10 protein-coding genes are annotated in these 16,252 nt (G+C 64.9%); 5 read left to right on the top strand and 5 right to left on the bottom strand.

The window, feature by feature from the left end:
* The first annotated feature begins 26 nt into the window (after positions 1–26).
* Positions 27–4,778, top strand: a complete 4,752-nt coding sequence (locus L610_RS16365; protein WP_144706387.1) for an NAD-glutamate dehydrogenase — start codon at positions 27–29, stop codon at positions 4,776–4,778.
* Positions 4,779–4,802: 24 nt separating this feature from the next.
* On the top strand, positions 4,803–6,176 hold the full coding sequence (locus L610_RS16360) for an MFS transporter (RefSeq protein WP_024847236.1): 1,374 nt from the start codon (positions 4,803–4,805) through the stop codon (positions 6,174–6,176).
* Between the two features lie 382 nt (positions 6,177–6,558).
* Here the strand turns inward: L610_RS16360 and purH are convergent, their stop codons facing one another.
* The 4 genes from purH to htpX all read right to left on the bottom strand — a co-directional run bounded on the left by purH (position 6,559) and on the right by htpX (position 12,704).
* Positions 6,559–8,175 (bottom strand): bifunctional phosphoribosylaminoimidazolecarboxamide formyltransferase/IMP cyclohydrolase, encoded by a 1,617-nt coding sequence (gene purH / locus L610_RS16355; RefSeq protein WP_024847237.1) that lies wholly within the window; start codon positions 8,173–8,175, stop codon positions 6,559–6,561.
* 322 nt (positions 8,176–8,497) lie between these two features.
* Entirely contained in the window at positions 8,498–10,192 is a 1,695-nt protein-coding gene (locus L610_RS16350; RefSeq protein WP_245263659.1) for a heparinase II/III family protein, read from the bottom strand.
* 101 nt (positions 10,193–10,293) lie between these two features.
* Entirely contained in the window at positions 10,294–11,682 is a 1,389-nt protein-coding gene (locus L610_RS16345; RefSeq protein ID WP_024847238.1) for an RsmB/NOP family class I SAM-dependent RNA methyltransferase, read from the bottom strand.
* Positions 11,679–12,704 carry a zinc metalloprotease HtpX gene (gene htpX, locus L610_RS16340; RefSeq protein WP_144706382.1) on the bottom strand — a complete coding sequence of 342 codons (1,026 nt, stop codon included), beginning with the start codon at positions 12,702–12,704 and terminating at the stop codon, positions 11,679–11,681. The genes L610_RS16345 and htpX overlap by 4 nt, the downstream gene beginning before the upstream one ends.
* 105 nt (positions 12,705–12,809) lie before the next feature.
* Here htpX and L610_RS16335 point away from each other — a divergent pair, with 105 nt between their 5' ends.
* From L610_RS16335 to L610_RS20615, 3 genes are all read left to right on the top strand, one after another.
* Positions 12,810–13,016, top strand: a complete 207-nt coding sequence (locus L610_RS16335) for a DUF1674 domain-containing protein (protein ID WP_024847240.1) — start codon at positions 12,810–12,812, stop codon at positions 13,014–13,016.
* Positions 13,017–13,225: 209 nt separating this feature from the next.
* The gene (locus L610_RS16330) at positions 13,226–14,536 is read left to right on the top strand and encodes a TadE/TadG family type IV pilus assembly protein (RefSeq protein ID WP_144706380.1); all 1,311 of its coding nucleotides are present in this window, start codon (positions 13,226–13,228) and stop codon (positions 14,534–14,536) included.
* 302 nt (positions 14,537–14,838) lie between these two features.
* On the top strand, positions 14,839–15,156 hold the full coding sequence (locus tag L610_RS20615; protein ID WP_246659040.1) for an excalibur calcium-binding domain-containing protein: 318 nt from the start codon (positions 14,839–14,841) through the stop codon (positions 15,154–15,156).
* Positions 15,157–15,496: 340 nt separating this feature from the next.
* Here L610_RS20615 and L610_RS16320 read toward each other — a convergent pair.
* Positions 15,497–16,252 (bottom strand): AMP-binding protein (locus L610_RS16320; protein ID WP_144706378.1); only part of this gene is annotated, 756 nt, incomplete at its 5' end.

Raw genomic sequence — 16,252 nt, 5'->3', positions numbered from 1 at the left:
GCCCGGAGCAGACGAAGGAAGCTGGCATGACCGCCAAATCCGCGAAGTCGAGCAAGGATACTTCCAGGCTGGGGGGCGTGGACGCGCTGGTCGCGGTTTTTCGCATGCGAGGCGCGCCGGAGGATCTGGCGAGTTATGATGCCAGCGTGCTCAAGAGCGCGGCGGAACAGGCTTTTGCGGCCCTGAAACGGCACAAGCCGGGCGAGTGCATCATCTCCATCGAGGACGGACCGAAATTCGTGCACGACGGCAAGCCGCTGTCTGTCATCACCGTCGTCAACGACAACATGCCGTTCTTGTTCGATTCGGTCTCGGGCGAGATCGCCGAACACACCGGCGAGCCCACGCTGGTGCTGCATCCGGTTATGGATGTGCGCCACGACGGCACCGGCGTCTGCGAGATCCACGATGACGGGCAAAGCCACGCAGCAGGCAAGGACTGGCCCCGTGTCAGCCTGATCCACATCCACGTGCCGAAGCTGGCGGAGGCGGTGAAGGAAAAGCTGCGCGAGCGCCTCGAAATCGTCCTCTGGCAGGTGCGGCGCTCAGTGACGGACTGGAAGCCGATGCTGGCGCGTCTCTACCAGGCGATCGAGAATTTCAGCCGACCCGGCCTGCCGCTGGCGAAGCCCGCGCTGGATGAGGCCGTCGCCTTCCTGCGCTGGCTGCGCGACGACAACTTCATCTTCCTCGGCATGCGCGAGTTCATCTATGCCGGTGGCACCAGGGACGGCGCGCTGGAGCCGTCGGGCAAGGAGGGGCTCGGTATCCTTGCCGACCCCAACGTGCGCGTGTTGCGGCGCGAGGACGAAGGCCTGACCACCACACCCGAAATCCGCGCATTCCTGCACGGACCCGACCCGCTGATCGTCACCAAGGCGAACGCCAAGTCGGTCGTGCACCGCCGCATCTATCTCGACTACATCGGCGTGAAGACCTTCGACGCCGAGGGCAGGCTCGCGGGCGAGCTGCGCATGGTCGGCTTGTTTACGTCGACCGCCTATACGCGCTCGGTGATGCAGATCCCCTATCTTCGCTCCAAGGCGAAGGCGGTGATGGATGCGTCAGGTTTCGACCCGCACGACCATTCCGGCAAGGCACTCATCAGCGTTCTGGAATCCTTTCCGCGCGATGAACTCTTCCAGATCGAAACCCCGCTTCTTCAGGCACACGCCCATGCGATCCTCGCGCTCGGCGAGCGGCCGCGCGTGCGCGTCCTGTTCCGAGTTGACCGGTTCGACCGCTTCGTCTCGGTAATCGTGTTCGTGCCGCGCGACCGCTACGATTCCGACGCCCGCGAAAAGATCGGGCAGCTGCTGAAGGACAGGTTCGACGGCCGCGTCTCGGCCTATTATCCGGCGTTCCCGGAAGGCTCGCTGGTGCGCGTCCACTTCATCATCGGTCGCTCCGGCGGCAGGACGCCGGAGGTTGACGCGAAGGATCTGGAGGCCGAGGTCCGGCGGATCGTGCGCACCTGGGACGACGCGCTGCGCGACGCTGTCGGGAGCGACGCGGACCCGGCGCTGCTCAAGCTGGCGAACCGGCTGCCGCAGAGCTACCGCAACGCCTTTACCCCCTACACCGCGCTTCAGGATGCGCAAGTGCTGGGCACCATCGGCCCCGAGCATCCGATTGCAATCGACTTCTACCGCGACACCGGTCAAGGCGCGAAGGAAGCCTCGCTCAAGATCTACCACTACGGAGAGCCGGTGGAGCTGTCGAAGCGCGTGCCGATCCTCGAGAACATGGGGTTCCGCGTCATCAGCGAGCGCACCTTCGAGATCGGTGGCGATGGGCGTATCTTCATCCACGACATGGAACTTGCGAACGCGCGCGACCGCGAGGTCGACCTTTCAGACGAGGGCGAGCTTCTCGAAGAGGTGTTCCTGTCGATCTGGGATGGCCAGAGCGACAATGACGAGTTCGCCGAGCTGGTGCAGACCGCACGGCTGCGGGCACGGCAGATCCAGCTGCTGCGGGTCTACGGCCGCTACCTGCAGCAGGCGGGCATTCCGCAGAGCCAGGGCTATATCGCCGGCGTCCTCAACCGCTATCCCGACATCGCGCGCGGATTGTTCCAGCTCTTTGAGGCCAAGTTCGATTCCGCCGTCAGCGACGGTGAGGTGGTCGCGATGCACCTCAAGGCGGCGATCAAGGATGCGCTCGACGATGTGCCGCAGATTGATGACGACACGATCATCCGCAGGCTGCAGAACCTGATCGAGGCGTCGCTGCGCACCAACTACTACCTCGAGGGTGAGGCGGGGCCGCGCTCGCTCGCGATCAAGTTCGACTCGCGCGCCATCATTGGCTTGCCGGAGCCGCGCCCCTGGCGTGAAGTGTTCGTCTACGGCCCTGAGGTCGAGGGTGTGCACCTGCGCTTCGGCCCGGTCGCGCGCGGCGGCCTGCGCTGGTCGGACCGGGCGCAGGACTACCGCACCGAGGTGCTGGGCCTCGTTAAGGCACAGCAGGTCAAGAACGCGGTGATCGTGCCGGTGGGAGCCAAGGGCGGCTTCTATCCGCGCCGGCTGCCAGCACGCGGTAGCCGCGCCGAGGTGTTCGAAGCCGGGCGCAGCGCCTACATCAACTTCATCTCGACGCTAATCTCGATCACCGACAACATCGAGAACGGCAGGGTCGTCCCGCCGAAAACACTGGTTCGCCACGATGGCGACGACGCCTATTTCGTCGTTGCGGCCGACAAGGGCACAGCGACCTTCTCCGATACCGCCAACGCCATCAGCCAGGAGCATGGCTTCTGGCTGGACGATGCCTTCGCCTCGGGCGGCTCGGCGGGCTACGACCACAAGAAGATGGGCATCACCGCCCGCGGCGCTTGGGAGGCCGTGAAGCGGCATTTCCGCGAGATGAACCGCGACATCCAGACCGAGCCGTTTACCGTCGCCGGCGTCGGCGACATGTCGGGTGACGTGTTCGGCAACGGCATGCTCTTGTCGTCCTGCATCCGGCTCGTCGCGGCCTTCGACCACCGCGACATCTTCATCGATCCGGACCCCGATCCGGAGGCGACCTATGCCGAGCGGCGGCGGCTGTTCGAAAACCCGCAGCTCAGCTGGCAGGATTTCGACCGGAAGAAGCTGTCGAAAGGCGGCATGATTGTCTCGCGCGCGCTGAAAACGGTGAGCCTCACCAAGCAGGCCGCCGAAGCCATCGGGCTCGCGAAAACCGACGCGACGCCAACCGAGATCATGAACGCGATCCTCAAGGCGCCGGTCGACCTGCTCTGGTTCGGCGGCATCGGCACCTATGTGCGGGGCGCGGGTGAGACGAATGCGGACGTCGGCGATCGCGCCAATGACGCGATCCGCATCACCGGCGCGGAGGTGCGCGCGAAGGTGGTTGGCGAAGGCGCCAATCTCGGCATGACCCAGCGCGGACGCATCGAATATGCGCTTGCAGGAGGACGCTGCAATTCGGATGCGATCGATAATTCGGCCGGGGTCAACTCCTCGGACGTTGAGGTGAACATCAAGATCGCGCTGGCACCGGCGATGCGGAAGGGATCGCTGACGCGCGCCGCCCGCAACAAGCTGCTCTCGCAGATGACCGACGAGGTGGCGGCGCTGGTGCTCGCCAACAATTACGAGCAGACGCTGGCGCTGTCGCTTGCAAGGGCCCGTGGCGCAGCCGACCTTGCCCATCTCGAGCGCTTCATGCAGGCGCTGGAAGCACGCGGGCTGCTAGACCGCACGGTCGAGTCGCTGCCCTCCACCGGCGCAGTGGCGGACCGCGCGGCGAGAGGCGAGGGGCTGACGCGGCCGGAGCTCGGCGTGCTGCTTGCCTATGCCAAGCTCGCTCTGTTCGACGATCTCGTTTCCGGTCCATTGCCGGACGAGCCCTATCTCGAGGCGGACCTCTTTTCCTACTTCCCGGAGAAGATGGCGAAGAAATTCGGCGAAGAAATCCGCGCGCATCCGCTGCGCCGAGAGATCATCGCGACCGTGCTGGCCAATGACGTCATCAACCGCGGCGGGCCGTCCTTCATCACGCGGCTGCAGGACCTGAGCGGCCGCACCGCAAGCGACGTCGTTGCGGCCTATGTCGTCGTGAGCGAGGGTTTTGAGCTTCCGGCTCTATTCCGGCAGATCGATGCACTCGACAACCGCATCGACGGGATTGCGCAACTGGAGCTCTACCAAGCGGTGGGACGTTTGATCCATGCCGCAACTCTCTGGCAGCTGCGCCATGGCGATGCCGCGGCACCGCTTGCCGAGCGGATCGCCGCCCTTCGGAGCGCGCGGAAAACGCTGCAGCCACACCTCGCCGCGAAGGTGCCGGCGCAGACTGTCGAGTTCGTCGAACAGCGGTTGCGCGAAATCGCCGAGACCGGCGCGCCGAAGGAGCTGGCGACGCGGCTTGCCTGGCTGCCAATCGAGGAGCTCATTCCCGACATCGCGCTGCTTGCCGAACAGGCGACCGCCGAACTGAGGATCGCGGCGCGCGCGTACTTTTGCGTCACCGAGAAATTCCGAATCGGCCGCATCAACGAGGCCGCCCGCGCGATCCAGCCAGCCGACTATTATGACGGGCTGGCGCTGGCGCGTGCGATCGAGACCATGAACAGTGCCCGCAGAGGCCTGGCCCGCGCCGCGCTGGTAGCCTATCCGAAGGACAGGGAGCCTGTTACGAAGTGGGTTGAGGCCGGCGGCGAGCGTGTCGCGCGCACCCGCGAGCAGCTGCAGGCGCTGACGGAAGCAGGGGAGCTCACCGTCTCGCGCCTGACGGTGGCTTCCGGGCTGATGGCGGATTTGGGATAGGCGGCGGCCTTTGGGGGAAAATGCATGGATGCTGAGGCGAGAGGGCCGGTGCCGCGTCGCGGGATCATCGGCTGGATGCTGTTCGACTGGGCGGCGCAGCCGTTCTTCACCGTGGTCACCACCTTCGTCTTCGGACCCTACTTCGTCTCGCGCATGGTCGCAGACCCGGCTGCCGGACAGGCGGCCTGGGGCTACGGCATCGCGGCGGGCGGCATCCTGATCGCCATTCTTTCGCCGGTGCTCGGCTCGATTGCCGACCGCGCCGGGCCGCGCAAACCATGGATCGCCGCCTTCGCAGTGCTGAAGATCCTCTGCCTGTGCTCGCTATGGCTCGCCGAGCCGGGTTCGGCGGTGGTGCCAGTGCTGCTCGCCTTCGTCCTGGCGCAGGTGGCGGCGGAATTTTCCATCGTCTTCAACGACTCGATGATGCCGGCGCTGATTGACAAGAAGGAGATCGGCAACGTCTCCAACATCGCCTGGGGGCTCGGCTATCTCGGCGGCATGCTGGTGCTGATCTTCGTGGTCGGCTTCCTCGCCGTTTCGCCCGAGACCGGCAAGACGCTGCTCGGCGTCGAACCACTGATCGCGCTCGATCCGGCCAAGGGCGAGGACGCGCGAATAAGCGGACCGCTGTCAGCGCTCTGGTATTTCGTCTTCCTGCTGCCGCTGCTTCTGTTCACGCCCGATGCACGCAAGATGATGCCGCTCGCCGCAGCCGTGCGCGCGGGCATAGCCGACCTTGCGGGGACGATCCGCGAGGCGCGCGAGCGGGCCGGCATCGTCCGGTTCCTTGTCGCGCGCATGATCTATCAGGACGGCGTCAACGCGCTGCTCGCGCTCGGCGGCGGCTTCGCCACGGCCATGTTCGGCTGGTCGATCACCGAGATCGGCCTCTACGGCATCCTGCTCAATGTCGTCGCCATTCCCGGCTGCCTGATTGCCGGCCGGCTCGACAATTTGCTCGGCTCGAAGAAAGTCGTCGTTCTCTCGTTGATCGTACTGTCGATCGCCACCATCGGCATCGTCTCGACCGGGCCGGGCTACACGCTGTTCGGAGCCTTGCCGTTGCCCGGCGAGGACAGCGGCGGGCTGTTCGGGACGCCAGCGGAACTAGCCTACATCGCCTTCGGCCTGCTCATCGGCCTCGCGTTCGGCCCCGTGCAGGCCTCGTCGCGCTCCTATCTCGCGCGCAGTGTCTCGGCTGACGAGGCGGGGCGCTATTTCGGGCTTTATGCCTTGTCCGGCCGGGCAACCAGCTTTCTGGCGCCATTTCTGGTCGCCAGCGTCACGGCGCTGACGGCGTCGCCTCGTGTTGGAATTGCTACTGTCGTGCTGTTCCTGCTCGTTGGCCTGTATCTGCTGCTGCGGACGCCCTATCCGGCGGACGGGGTAGGCTGACGGGGAGAGTGCTGGGCACAGTCTGATTTACCTTCAGACGGCAATCGGCTGTTGCTGTTGGCGTGGGCGGCGCCTGACTGCTGCGCCGATGCTTTGCTGTCGTGGCACGGCGCCTGGTCACGCCCCCTCCACCGCCTTCGGCGGTCCCCCTCCCCCATGAATGGGGGAGGATCCGGGTCGTGCCGGGGGAAAAGGGAACGACAGCCGGAACCGATCTTGAACAATCGAACGGTGCTGACGCTGAAAGATCAGGAGATGGCGCAGGAGAATGTGATGGCCTCTGCCCCTCGGATCCTCCCCCACTTGTGGGGGAGGGGGACCATGCGAAGCATGGTGGAGGGGGCTGCCGGACGCCGGCGCCCCAGACCAATCCAATCCGCGCTTAGTGGCGGAAGTGGCGCGTGCCGGTGAAGACCATGGCGATGCCGTGCTCGTCGGCAGCGGCGATCACCTCGTCGTCACGCATCGAGCCGCCGGGCTGGATCACGGCCGTCGCGCCTGCCTCGACCGCGGCGAGCAGGCCGTCGGCGAACGGGAAGAACGCGTCCGACGCAACCACCGAACCCTTGGCGAGCGATTCCGTCAGGCCCGCAGCCTCGGTCGCGTCGAGCGCCTTGCGGGCGGCGATGCGTGAGGAGTCGACGCGGCTCATCTGGCCGGCGCCGATGCCAACGGTCGAAAGGTTCTTCGCGTAGACAATGGCGTTCGACTTAACGTGCTTGGCAACGCGGAAGGCAAAGCGCAGGTCGGCCATTTCCTTGTCCGAGGGCGCGCGCTTCGTGACCACCTTGAGGTCGAGGTCATCGACCACGGCATTGTCCCGCGACTGCACCAGCAGGCCGCCAGCGACCGACTTGACGATCATGCCGGCAGCGCGGGGGTCAGGCAGGCCATCGGTGACGAGCAGGCGCAGGTTCTTCTTGGCAGCGACGATCTCGACCGCCTCGGGCGAAGCTTCCGGCGCGATGATCACCTCGGTGAAGGTCTTGACGATTTCCTCGGCCGCTTCGGCGTCGAGCAGGCGGTTGAGCGCGACGATGCCACCGAAAGCCGAGACCGGGTCGCAGGCAAGCGCACGCAGGTAGGCGTCCTTCAGCGTCTCGCCCTCGGCAACGCCGCACGGATTGGCGTGCTTGATGATGGCGACCGCCGCGGTGCGCTTCGGGTCGAACTCGGCGACGAGCTCGAAGGCCGCGTCGGTGTCGTTGACGTTGTTGTAGGAGAGCTGCTTGCCCTGCAGCTGGCGCGCGGTGGCGACGCCCGGGCGCTTGTCGCCATTGACGTAGAAGCCCGCCTTCTGGTGCGGGTTCTCGCCATAGCGCATCACATTTTCCAGCTTGCCGCCGAAGGCGCGCCAGGTGGGCGACTCGATTTCCAGCGCATCGGCAAACCAGCCGGAGATCGCCGCGTCATAAGCTGCCGTGCGGGCATAGGCCTTGGCGGCCAGCTCCTGGCGGAAGCGGTACGGCGTTGCACCGTCGTTGGCGGCGAGGGTCTCGATCAGGCGCGTGTAGTCGGCCGGGTCGGTGACGATGGCGACGTAGGCGTGGTTCTTGGCCGAGGCGCGGACCATGGCCGGGCCGCCGATGTCGATGTTCTCGACCACCGAGGCATAGTCACCGCCAGCGGCGCGCACTTCCTCGAACGGGTAGAGGTTGATGACGGCAAGGTCGATGGCGCCGATATTGTGCGCTTCCATCGCGGCGCGATGCTCTTCGTCGTCACGGATTGCGAGCAGGCCGCCATGCACCGACGGATGCAGCGTCTTGACGCGGCCGTCCATGATTTCCGGGAAGCCGGTGATGTCGGAAACGTCCCTGACCGGAATGCCGGCTGCGGCGATCGCCTTCGAGGTGCCGCCGGTCGAGATCAGCTCGACGCTGCGATCGTGCAGCGCCTTTGCGAGGTCGATCAGGCCGGTCTTGTCGGACACCGACAGAAGCGCGCGGCGCAGCGGGACAAGATCGGGAGCAGGGATTTTCTTCGAGACGACGGCCATGGTTGTGGCTCCGGCTGGTTGGAAGCGGGGAGGGGTTGGCGGGGGCCTACCACAGCCGGCCAGTTTTGAAAACGCCGTCAGCGCTGCGGGAGGTGGAGGAAGGGAATGAATCGAGGCGGCGAGGGAGGTCTTCACCCCCACCCTGACCCTCCCCCTTGTAGGGAAGGGGGCGGGAGTGTCTCAGATCGATGAACGACGGCGCGAGGCGCTGCAGGATGACTCCACTGGCGCTTCCCATCACGTTGTGATTGGCGCCTCACCAATCTGCTCCCGTGACGCATACCACCAGCCCGTCGGGCGCGGGGTCCGTCGCGCCTCGCACCTACAGCCTCTTCAGCCGCCAGTGAATCTCCGGATGGTCGGAGGCCGCGTAGGTGAGCACGATCTGATGGCTACGGCGTGGGCCGCCGAGACCGGCGAAGAACAGCGATTCCTCGGCCTGTGGCGCGAGTTCCTCGCAGGAAAACTCCCAGCTCTCTTCCGCGCCCTGAAGCACGAAATGGCCGCGGCCGTTCTCGAACAGCTGCACGTCCGGATGGAGGTGAAACCGCGCCGTGACGCGGTCGCGGCCGTTGGCCTTTGCCACCTCGCCGTCCTTGCGGTTCACCCGGTCAATGCCTTCGAGCACGTCGCCGTTCGCCGACAAAGCAAGCTCACGCTCGTGGTAGAGCCCAAAGCGGGCGGCGTAGCCGTCGTGGCGCGCGACAAAGCCTTGGATGCCTTCGGAATCGAGGCGCTGGCAGTGGACGTGCCTTGGCCCGTCGATCAGGGGCGCGCCGACGATGCGCGCAAGCTCCTTGCCGAGGATGAAGCGGGCGGAGGAAGTGTCGTTGAGCGTCAGCGCCGAGTGCGCTGCAGTTGAACGCGCCAGCGGCCGGAAGTCATCGGCGCCATAGGTGTCGACGCCGCAATTGACGATGAAGTGGCTGCGTCCTGACGACATCTCGAACGACAGGCAGCCAGCCTGCGCGCAGTGCGAAAGCTCCGGCGGCGGAGCGACGCCCGTGTCGGCGATCACCGTTGTGTTGCCCATCACCAGCCGCTCGTAGCCGGAATGGGGCGCATGCAGCAGCGGCGCGCCGGCCGTGTCATCATGATGCAGGATCGAGGCGATGCGGTCGTGGCTGGTCGCGCCCATGCCGTTGAAGCGCGCGAGCGTGCCGTCGCGGTGACGGAAGAAACGCAGGGCCGGCAGCATCCGCTCCACCGCGCCGATCAATGCTTCCGGCGGATGCTCCGCTTGGTTGAAATAGGTCTGGCGCAGCGGCAAAAGGTCGGCGAGCAGCTCGAGCACGGCTTCCGGATTGCGGGATACGTGCCCGCCGTCCGGCAGGATCTGCGCGTCGAGCTCGATGGCGAGCTGGCGGGAGGCCGCACGAAGCGTTGAGGGCGGCGTCGGCAGCGACAGCGCAGCGAAGGCAAGCGCGATGCGGGCGCGCAGCTTCTCTTCGCCCGGCGACATTTCCTGCGCGACGGCGCGCAGGTAGCGTATCTGAATCGCCAGCGACTTCAGGAACAGGCGGTAGAACGGATAGTCGGCGCCCTGCAGCACGACGGCGGAGTGCTGCAGCCAGGCGATGATGCGCCGCGCGGTGATTGCTGGCATCCACGCAACGCCGTTGATCTTGCGGCCATGCACGTTGATCCAGTCGCGCACCAGCGCACGCGCATTGGCGGCGGCAAGGTCGGTCTCTGCGGCGCGCATGTGGCGCAGCCAGCGGAAGCCGTGCAGCGCTGAGTTCCAGGCGCTGTCGTTGACGTTGATCGTGAACGGAGACTGGCCGTGGGTGTCGACCAGGCGGCCGGCGAAAGGAAAGCGGCCATGGTAGATTTCCATGGCGATCTGGGGGTCGGCGAGACGTAAATCAGGGGGCGCGATCAGGACCCGCTCCGGGGTGCGTCCCGTGAAGCGCCAGCGATAAACAGGTCCTACACGCAGACGGCCACGCAGTCTGCGCCACAAGGTCGAGGCTACAAATCCCCAGATCTGCGGGGAGCTGCCCCTGAAGAGCGTCAAAGCGGACATCCTCCGAATCGCCGCACCCCGCCAAAGGATCGGCGAGCGCAGCTTAGATGAGCGATTGATTCCTGCGAAGGCGAAAATGCCGGGATTCCGGCCTATCTAAGCCGCATCCGGGCGGCGTAGAAGCCGTCGAGACCGGACCGTGCAGGAGCCCCGAGATCGAGGCCTGCGGGGGTGGTACGAAGCGCGCCATGCTCCGTCAAGAAGGGTCCGGCGAATGCCAGTTCACCCACCGTTACCAGGTCGGGCTCGACCTCCGGATGTGCGGCGAGGAAATCGCGATAAAGCTGTTCGCCTTCCTGCGGATCAAGCGAGCAGTTGGAAAAGACGATCCGCCCGCCGGGCTTTACCAGCGTCAGCGCCTTCTCGAGCATCCGGGCCTGCAGCCTGGCGAGCTTTTCGATGTCCTCAGGGCCCTTGGTCCAGAGCACGTCAGGATGACGCCGCACCGTTCCGGTGGAAGAGCAGGGCGCGTCGAGCAGCACAGCATCGAACTTTTCCTCCGGCTCGTAGGCAAAGAGGTCGGTGACGATCACTTCTGCGTCGAGCTTCAGGCGTTCGAGATTGGATTTAAGGCGTTTTGCCCGGTTGGGCGAAAGCTCAAGTGCGGTGACACGGGCACCCGCCTGTGCAAGCTGTGCCGTCTTGCCGCCGGGAGCCGCGCAAAGATCGGCGACGCGCTGGCCGGAATTATCGCCCAGCATCTGCGCCGGGATGGAAGCAGCCGCATCCTGCACCCACCACTCGCCTTCGGCGAAGCCGGGAAGCTGAGTGACGGAACCCTCGAGCGATTCGAGTCGAACGCCGCCAGTGGGCAGGACTATGCCGCCGAGCTTTTCGGCCCAGCCGGCCGCATCCGATTTCACCGTGAGGTCGATCGGCGCTTCGGTGCGGTGAGCTGCCGCAATGGCCTTCGCGACCTCCTCACCATAGGCGGCAACGAGGCGCTCAAAGAACCAGCCGGGGGTATCGACGGTCTTTGCAAGGACCGCTGGAAGCGCACGATCCTTGCGCCGAGCCATCTCGCGCAGCACGCCGTTGACGAGAGCGGCAAAGCGCGCGGTGCGTGGATCGGATTTCGCGTGGGTGACGGCAAGGTCGACAGCGGCGGAATCCGGCACGTCGAGGAACAGCATCTGCGCGGCCGCGACATGCAGAATATGCGACAGCGATCGGGCGTTGGCCGGCAGCGGACGCTCAAGCCGCGCCACGATCAATGCCTCGATCGTCAGGCGGTAGCGCAGCGCCGTCGTCAGGATCGCACGCACCAGCGCCCGGTCGCGCATATCGAGCGCGAGGAATTGCGGATGGCCGTGATCGTTGTCTGTCAGGCCATCGAGGGAAGTCTTTGCGTCGACGACCGCCGCCAGAAGCCGTGCAGCAGTACGCCGGGCAGCAAGGCCCGGCGCGTCTGCGGCTGGTTTCGGGGAGGTCTTCTTCGCGCCGCCGCGCGAGCGGCGAACGCCGTCAGTCATGATCGTTATCTCCAGGGACCCGAGGGATTGCGTCCCCATGGATTTGTTTGCGGATTGTTCGGACGCGGCTGCTCAGCCTGGGGCCGTGCACCCCAGGGGCCGGCCTGCGGCGAGGGGGCTTCGCCGCGCGGGGCTGCGGCCGGGCCGGAATCTGCCCGCCGCGTTGGTGCGCCGCCGCCGGTGCCGAACTCCTGCGCCATCTTGCGCAGGGCCGCGATGCGGTTGCCGGTGTCCGGGTGGGTCGAAAACAGGTTGTCCATCTTCTCGCCCGACAGCGGGTTGATGATGAACATGTGTGCGGTGGCGGGGTTGTGCTCCGCCGCGTCGTTGCGGATCGCGTGCGCGGCAGKGGCGATCTTCTCCAGCGCCGAGGCAAGCCATAGCGGCTGGCCGCAGATTTCCGCGCCGCGCCGGTCGGCAGCGTATTCGCGCGTGCGGCTGATCGCCATCTGCACGATCATCGCCGCGAGCGGCGCAACGATGACGGCGACGAGCACGCCAATGGCACCAAGCGGGTTGTTGTTTTCGCGGTTCGAGCCGCCCATGAAGAAGGCGAAGTTGCCGAGCATCGAGATCGCGCCGGCAAGCGTAGCCGTGATCGTCATGGTCAGCGTGTCGCGGTTCTGAACGTGTGCGAGCTCGTGCGCCATCACGCCTGCGACTTCCTCGCGGGACAGGCGCTGAAGAAGCCCCGTCGTTGCGGCAACCGCAGCGTTCTGCGGGTTGCGGCCGGTCGCAAAGGCGTTCGGCTGGGCGTTGTCGATCAGGTAAACGCGCGGCATCGGCAGGCCGGCGCGCTCGGCCAGCGCCTTGACGATGCCGTAGAATTCAGGGGCGTTACGCTCGTCGACCTCGACCGCGTTGTGCATGCGCAGCACCATCTTGTCAGCATTCCAGTAGCTGAAAAGGTTCATGCCGGCAGCGATCAGGAACGCGATCATCATGCCGCCTTCACCGCCAATGAGGTAGCCAACGCCCATGAAGAGCGCCGTCATCAGGGCCAGCAGCATTGCCGTGCGGATGACGTTCATCCAGACTGTCTCCGATAAGTGTACCCAAGCGGTTGCCGGGGTCGATCCCGCCACGCTAACTGTCTATATGATGGGTGGAATCCCCGACAAATTCAATGTTTGGCCATGCACGAGAACGAAGAAGCTCAGACCGAAAAGCCAGTTCGTGAACTTCCCCCTGCAGCCCTGCGCGCGCTCGCGGAAGCCGAGGAACGGCGCCGGGAAATGCAGAAGCGCGAGGGCAAGCTGCCGAAGGAAATCGGCGGGCGCGGCGGCAAGGATCCGGCCCGTTATGGCGACTGGGAAATCAAGGGCGTCGCCTGCGATTTCTGACGCGACCGAGTTCACTTCACGAGGAAGAACGTGTGAATAGCTGTAAAACTATTCATTGAGTTCACCTATCCTCAACCAATATGTCTGTCCGGCCCGCGCTGTTAACAGTTGCTTCATAGCAAGTCCCCAGATTTGCCACGCGGGCGAGTAGATATTCTATTCGCCAGCTGGATGACGAATAAGTTTCGTCATTCTCGCTGGAGGCAAACATGCTTGGACTTGCGAGAATTTCTGCCGCAGCACGAAGGTTGTGGCGCGACCGCCGCGGAAATTTCGCGATGATGGCCGGCCTGACCATGCCGGTGCTGCTGCTCGGTGCCGGATATGGCGTTAATGTTGCGCAGATCGCCCTGACGAGATCCAACCTGGTGGCGGCGCTCGATGCGGCGGTGACTTCGACCGCGCGCGACCTCACCACCGGAGCGATCGCGGAAAAGGATGCGCCACAGGTGGTCGAGGCGTTTCTCGTCGCCAATGGCCTGCGCGCCTACGCTGAGGAAGGACGCGTCCAACTCGACAACCTCGTCATCGACCGCACCGTCGGCACGATTACCGCGCAAGCGAGCGTAGAGATCGATGTTGCCTTCGCGGTATTCGGCACGGCCAATAAGCAGCGGATCACCACCGAGGCGAGCGCGATCTATTCCGACCGCCACATCGACGTTGCCATGGTGCTCGACATCACCGGCTCGATGGCTGGGAACAAGCTCAAGGATCTCAAAACCGCGGCAAAGGCTGCCGTCGACCAGCTGCTAGGTGGCAACCTCCACGGCAATGATCGTGTTCGCATCGCGATCGTGCCCTATGCGGATTCGGTGAATGCCGGGCCGCTGTCGAACACGGTCTACGTCGAGACCGACCGCGACTCGCCAGTCGAGGCGCCGAAAGTGACGCTTGCCAGCTATTCGGGACCGCTGTGCAGCACAGAGCGCGAGGGGACCAACCAGTTCACTGACGCAGGCCCTGAGGTGCAGCGGGTGAATCGCGATTACCGAATCAAGTTCTGTCCCTCCGCGGCGCTAATGCCGCTGACGGCCGATGCCAATGCGCTGAAAGCCCGGATCGATTCGTTCAATGCCGACGGCTACACTGCCGGCCAGGTTGGCATCCAGTGGGGCTGGTATCTGCTGTCACCAAAGTGGTCCGGTGTGTTGTCTGCCTCGGCCCAGCCGCATCCCTACGGCGACAAGAAGTACGCCAAGTATGCCATCCTGATGACGGACGGCGAATTCAACACCGCGCATGCCGACGTGCCCTACGGCCAGGAGGTGCGCAACCAGGCCTTCAAGGCGCGCAACTACGCCGAAAAACTCTGCACCGAGATGAAGAAGGCGGGAGTCGAAATTTTCACCGTCGGCTTCAAGCTGGATCAGTCTTCCGCCAAGGCGGTGATGTCCAACTGCGCTTCGCCCGACACCGGCGGCGTCAAGCACTACTATCTTGCCTCCACCGGGCAGGAGCTGATTTCCACCTTCAAGGCCATTGCAGGCAACATCGAGCGCCTGGCGCTCACGAAGTAAGTTCTTCCGGAAAGGAAAAGGGCCGGCATCTCTGCCGGCCCTTCGCGTTTTCTTCCGTGGTGCGGCCCGTGGGGTGGATACCCACCAGCCGCGCGTCACGCGCCTGTCAGGAAGACTGCTTCCCGAAAGGACGATCCGCCGGGGCCACGCTACGGTTGAAACCACTCGACATCGGATCACCTCCTTTCGTTTCGTTGAACACGAAGGAAAGTGTGGGGTCCTTTGGCACGGATTACAAGGGGAGAAGGTTGAAGTCTTGCCCGTACGGCGACTAAGCCGCCGATGGGAGTAAGGGCAGGGGCATGAAAAATCGGGGATTAGGGGCGCTCATCTTTCTGGCGGTGCCATTCGCGCTGGCGCCAAATTTCGCTGGTCCGGAGGCTTTTGCTGCGACTTCCGCCCCTCAGGATATTCCGATGTCGCGGCGGTCACCCGCCATGCACTACGTCCTGATGGCGCAGGCGCGCAGCTGCAAGGCGGTCCGCAGCTGCGAGGAGGCCGTGATCCTCTGGTGCAGCGGCTACAGCCGTGCTGATGGGGATGGCGACGGCATACCCTGCGAGAACGTCTGCCGTTCCAAGGAACAGGTTGATCGGATTCGAGAGCAGATCGGGTGCTGAAGGGCGGAGCTCGTTCTTCACCGCTGGTTTGTTGGCAGCGTTCCGGCCTGGATCCTCGGGTCGRGCCCGAGGATGACGAGGTKGGGACKTAATCGTTAGGTCAAAAAGGCCKGGCGGCTGAACGCTTCTGGCAGGCACCTGCGCCACTGCAGAGTTCTTTCTCGTCAATCCAATCGTCATCCTCGGGCTCGACCCGAGGATCCAGGCCGGAATGCTTGAGCCGCACTGCGGTGACGGTCTGGTGACGGCATAGCCTTGCTGCACGACCTAGCCAAAAGAACAGCGCCGCGTGGTGGTGCGCGGCGCTGTGTTTGCTTTGATGGCTAGCGAGGCTTTCGCCTCAGGCCCTTTTGTTCTGCCGGTTCTCGATCAGGTCGGTGACGACGGCGGGGTCGGCAAGCGTCGAGGTGTCGCCGAGCGACTCGAAGTCGTCCTCGGCAATCTTGCGCAGGATGCGGCGCATGATCTTGCCTGAGCGCGTCTTCGGCAGGCCCGGGGAGAACTGAATGAGGTCAGGCGAGGCGATCGGGCCGATCTCCTTGCGCACATGCGCAACCAGCTCCTTGCGTAATTCGTCCGAACCCTCCTCGCCCGCCATCAGCGTGACGTAGCAGTAGATGCCCTGGCCCTTGATCGGATGCGGATAGCCGACGACGGCTGCTTCCGAGACCTTTTCATGGGAGACGAGCGCGGATTCGACTTCCGCCGTGCCCATGCGGTGGCCCGAGACGTTGATGACGTCATCGACGCGGCCGGTGATCCAGTAATAGCCGTCCTCGTCGCGGCGGCAGCCGTCGCCGGTAAAGTACTTGCCCTTGTAGGTGGAAAAATAGGTCTGGATGAAGCGCTCATGGTCGCCATAGACGGTGCGCATCTGTCCCGGCCACGAGGCGATGATGCACAGATTGCCGTCGGCAGCCCCTTCGAGGACGTTGCCGTCATTGTCGACGAGCTGCGGCTGGACGCCGAAGAACGGCCGTGTCGCTGAACCTGGCTTCAGGTCCGTTGCGCCCGGCAGCGGGGTGATCAGGATGCCGCCGGTTTCGGTCTGCCACCAGGTGTCGACGATCGGCACCTTCTTCTCGCCGACGACATT

It is taken from the genome of Aminobacter sp. J44, assembly GCF_007829415.1.
Classification (GTDB): domain Bacteria; phylum Pseudomonadota; class Alphaproteobacteria; order Rhizobiales; family Rhizobiaceae; genus Aerobium.
This window is presented reverse-complemented; position numbering and strand designations above follow the sequence as displayed.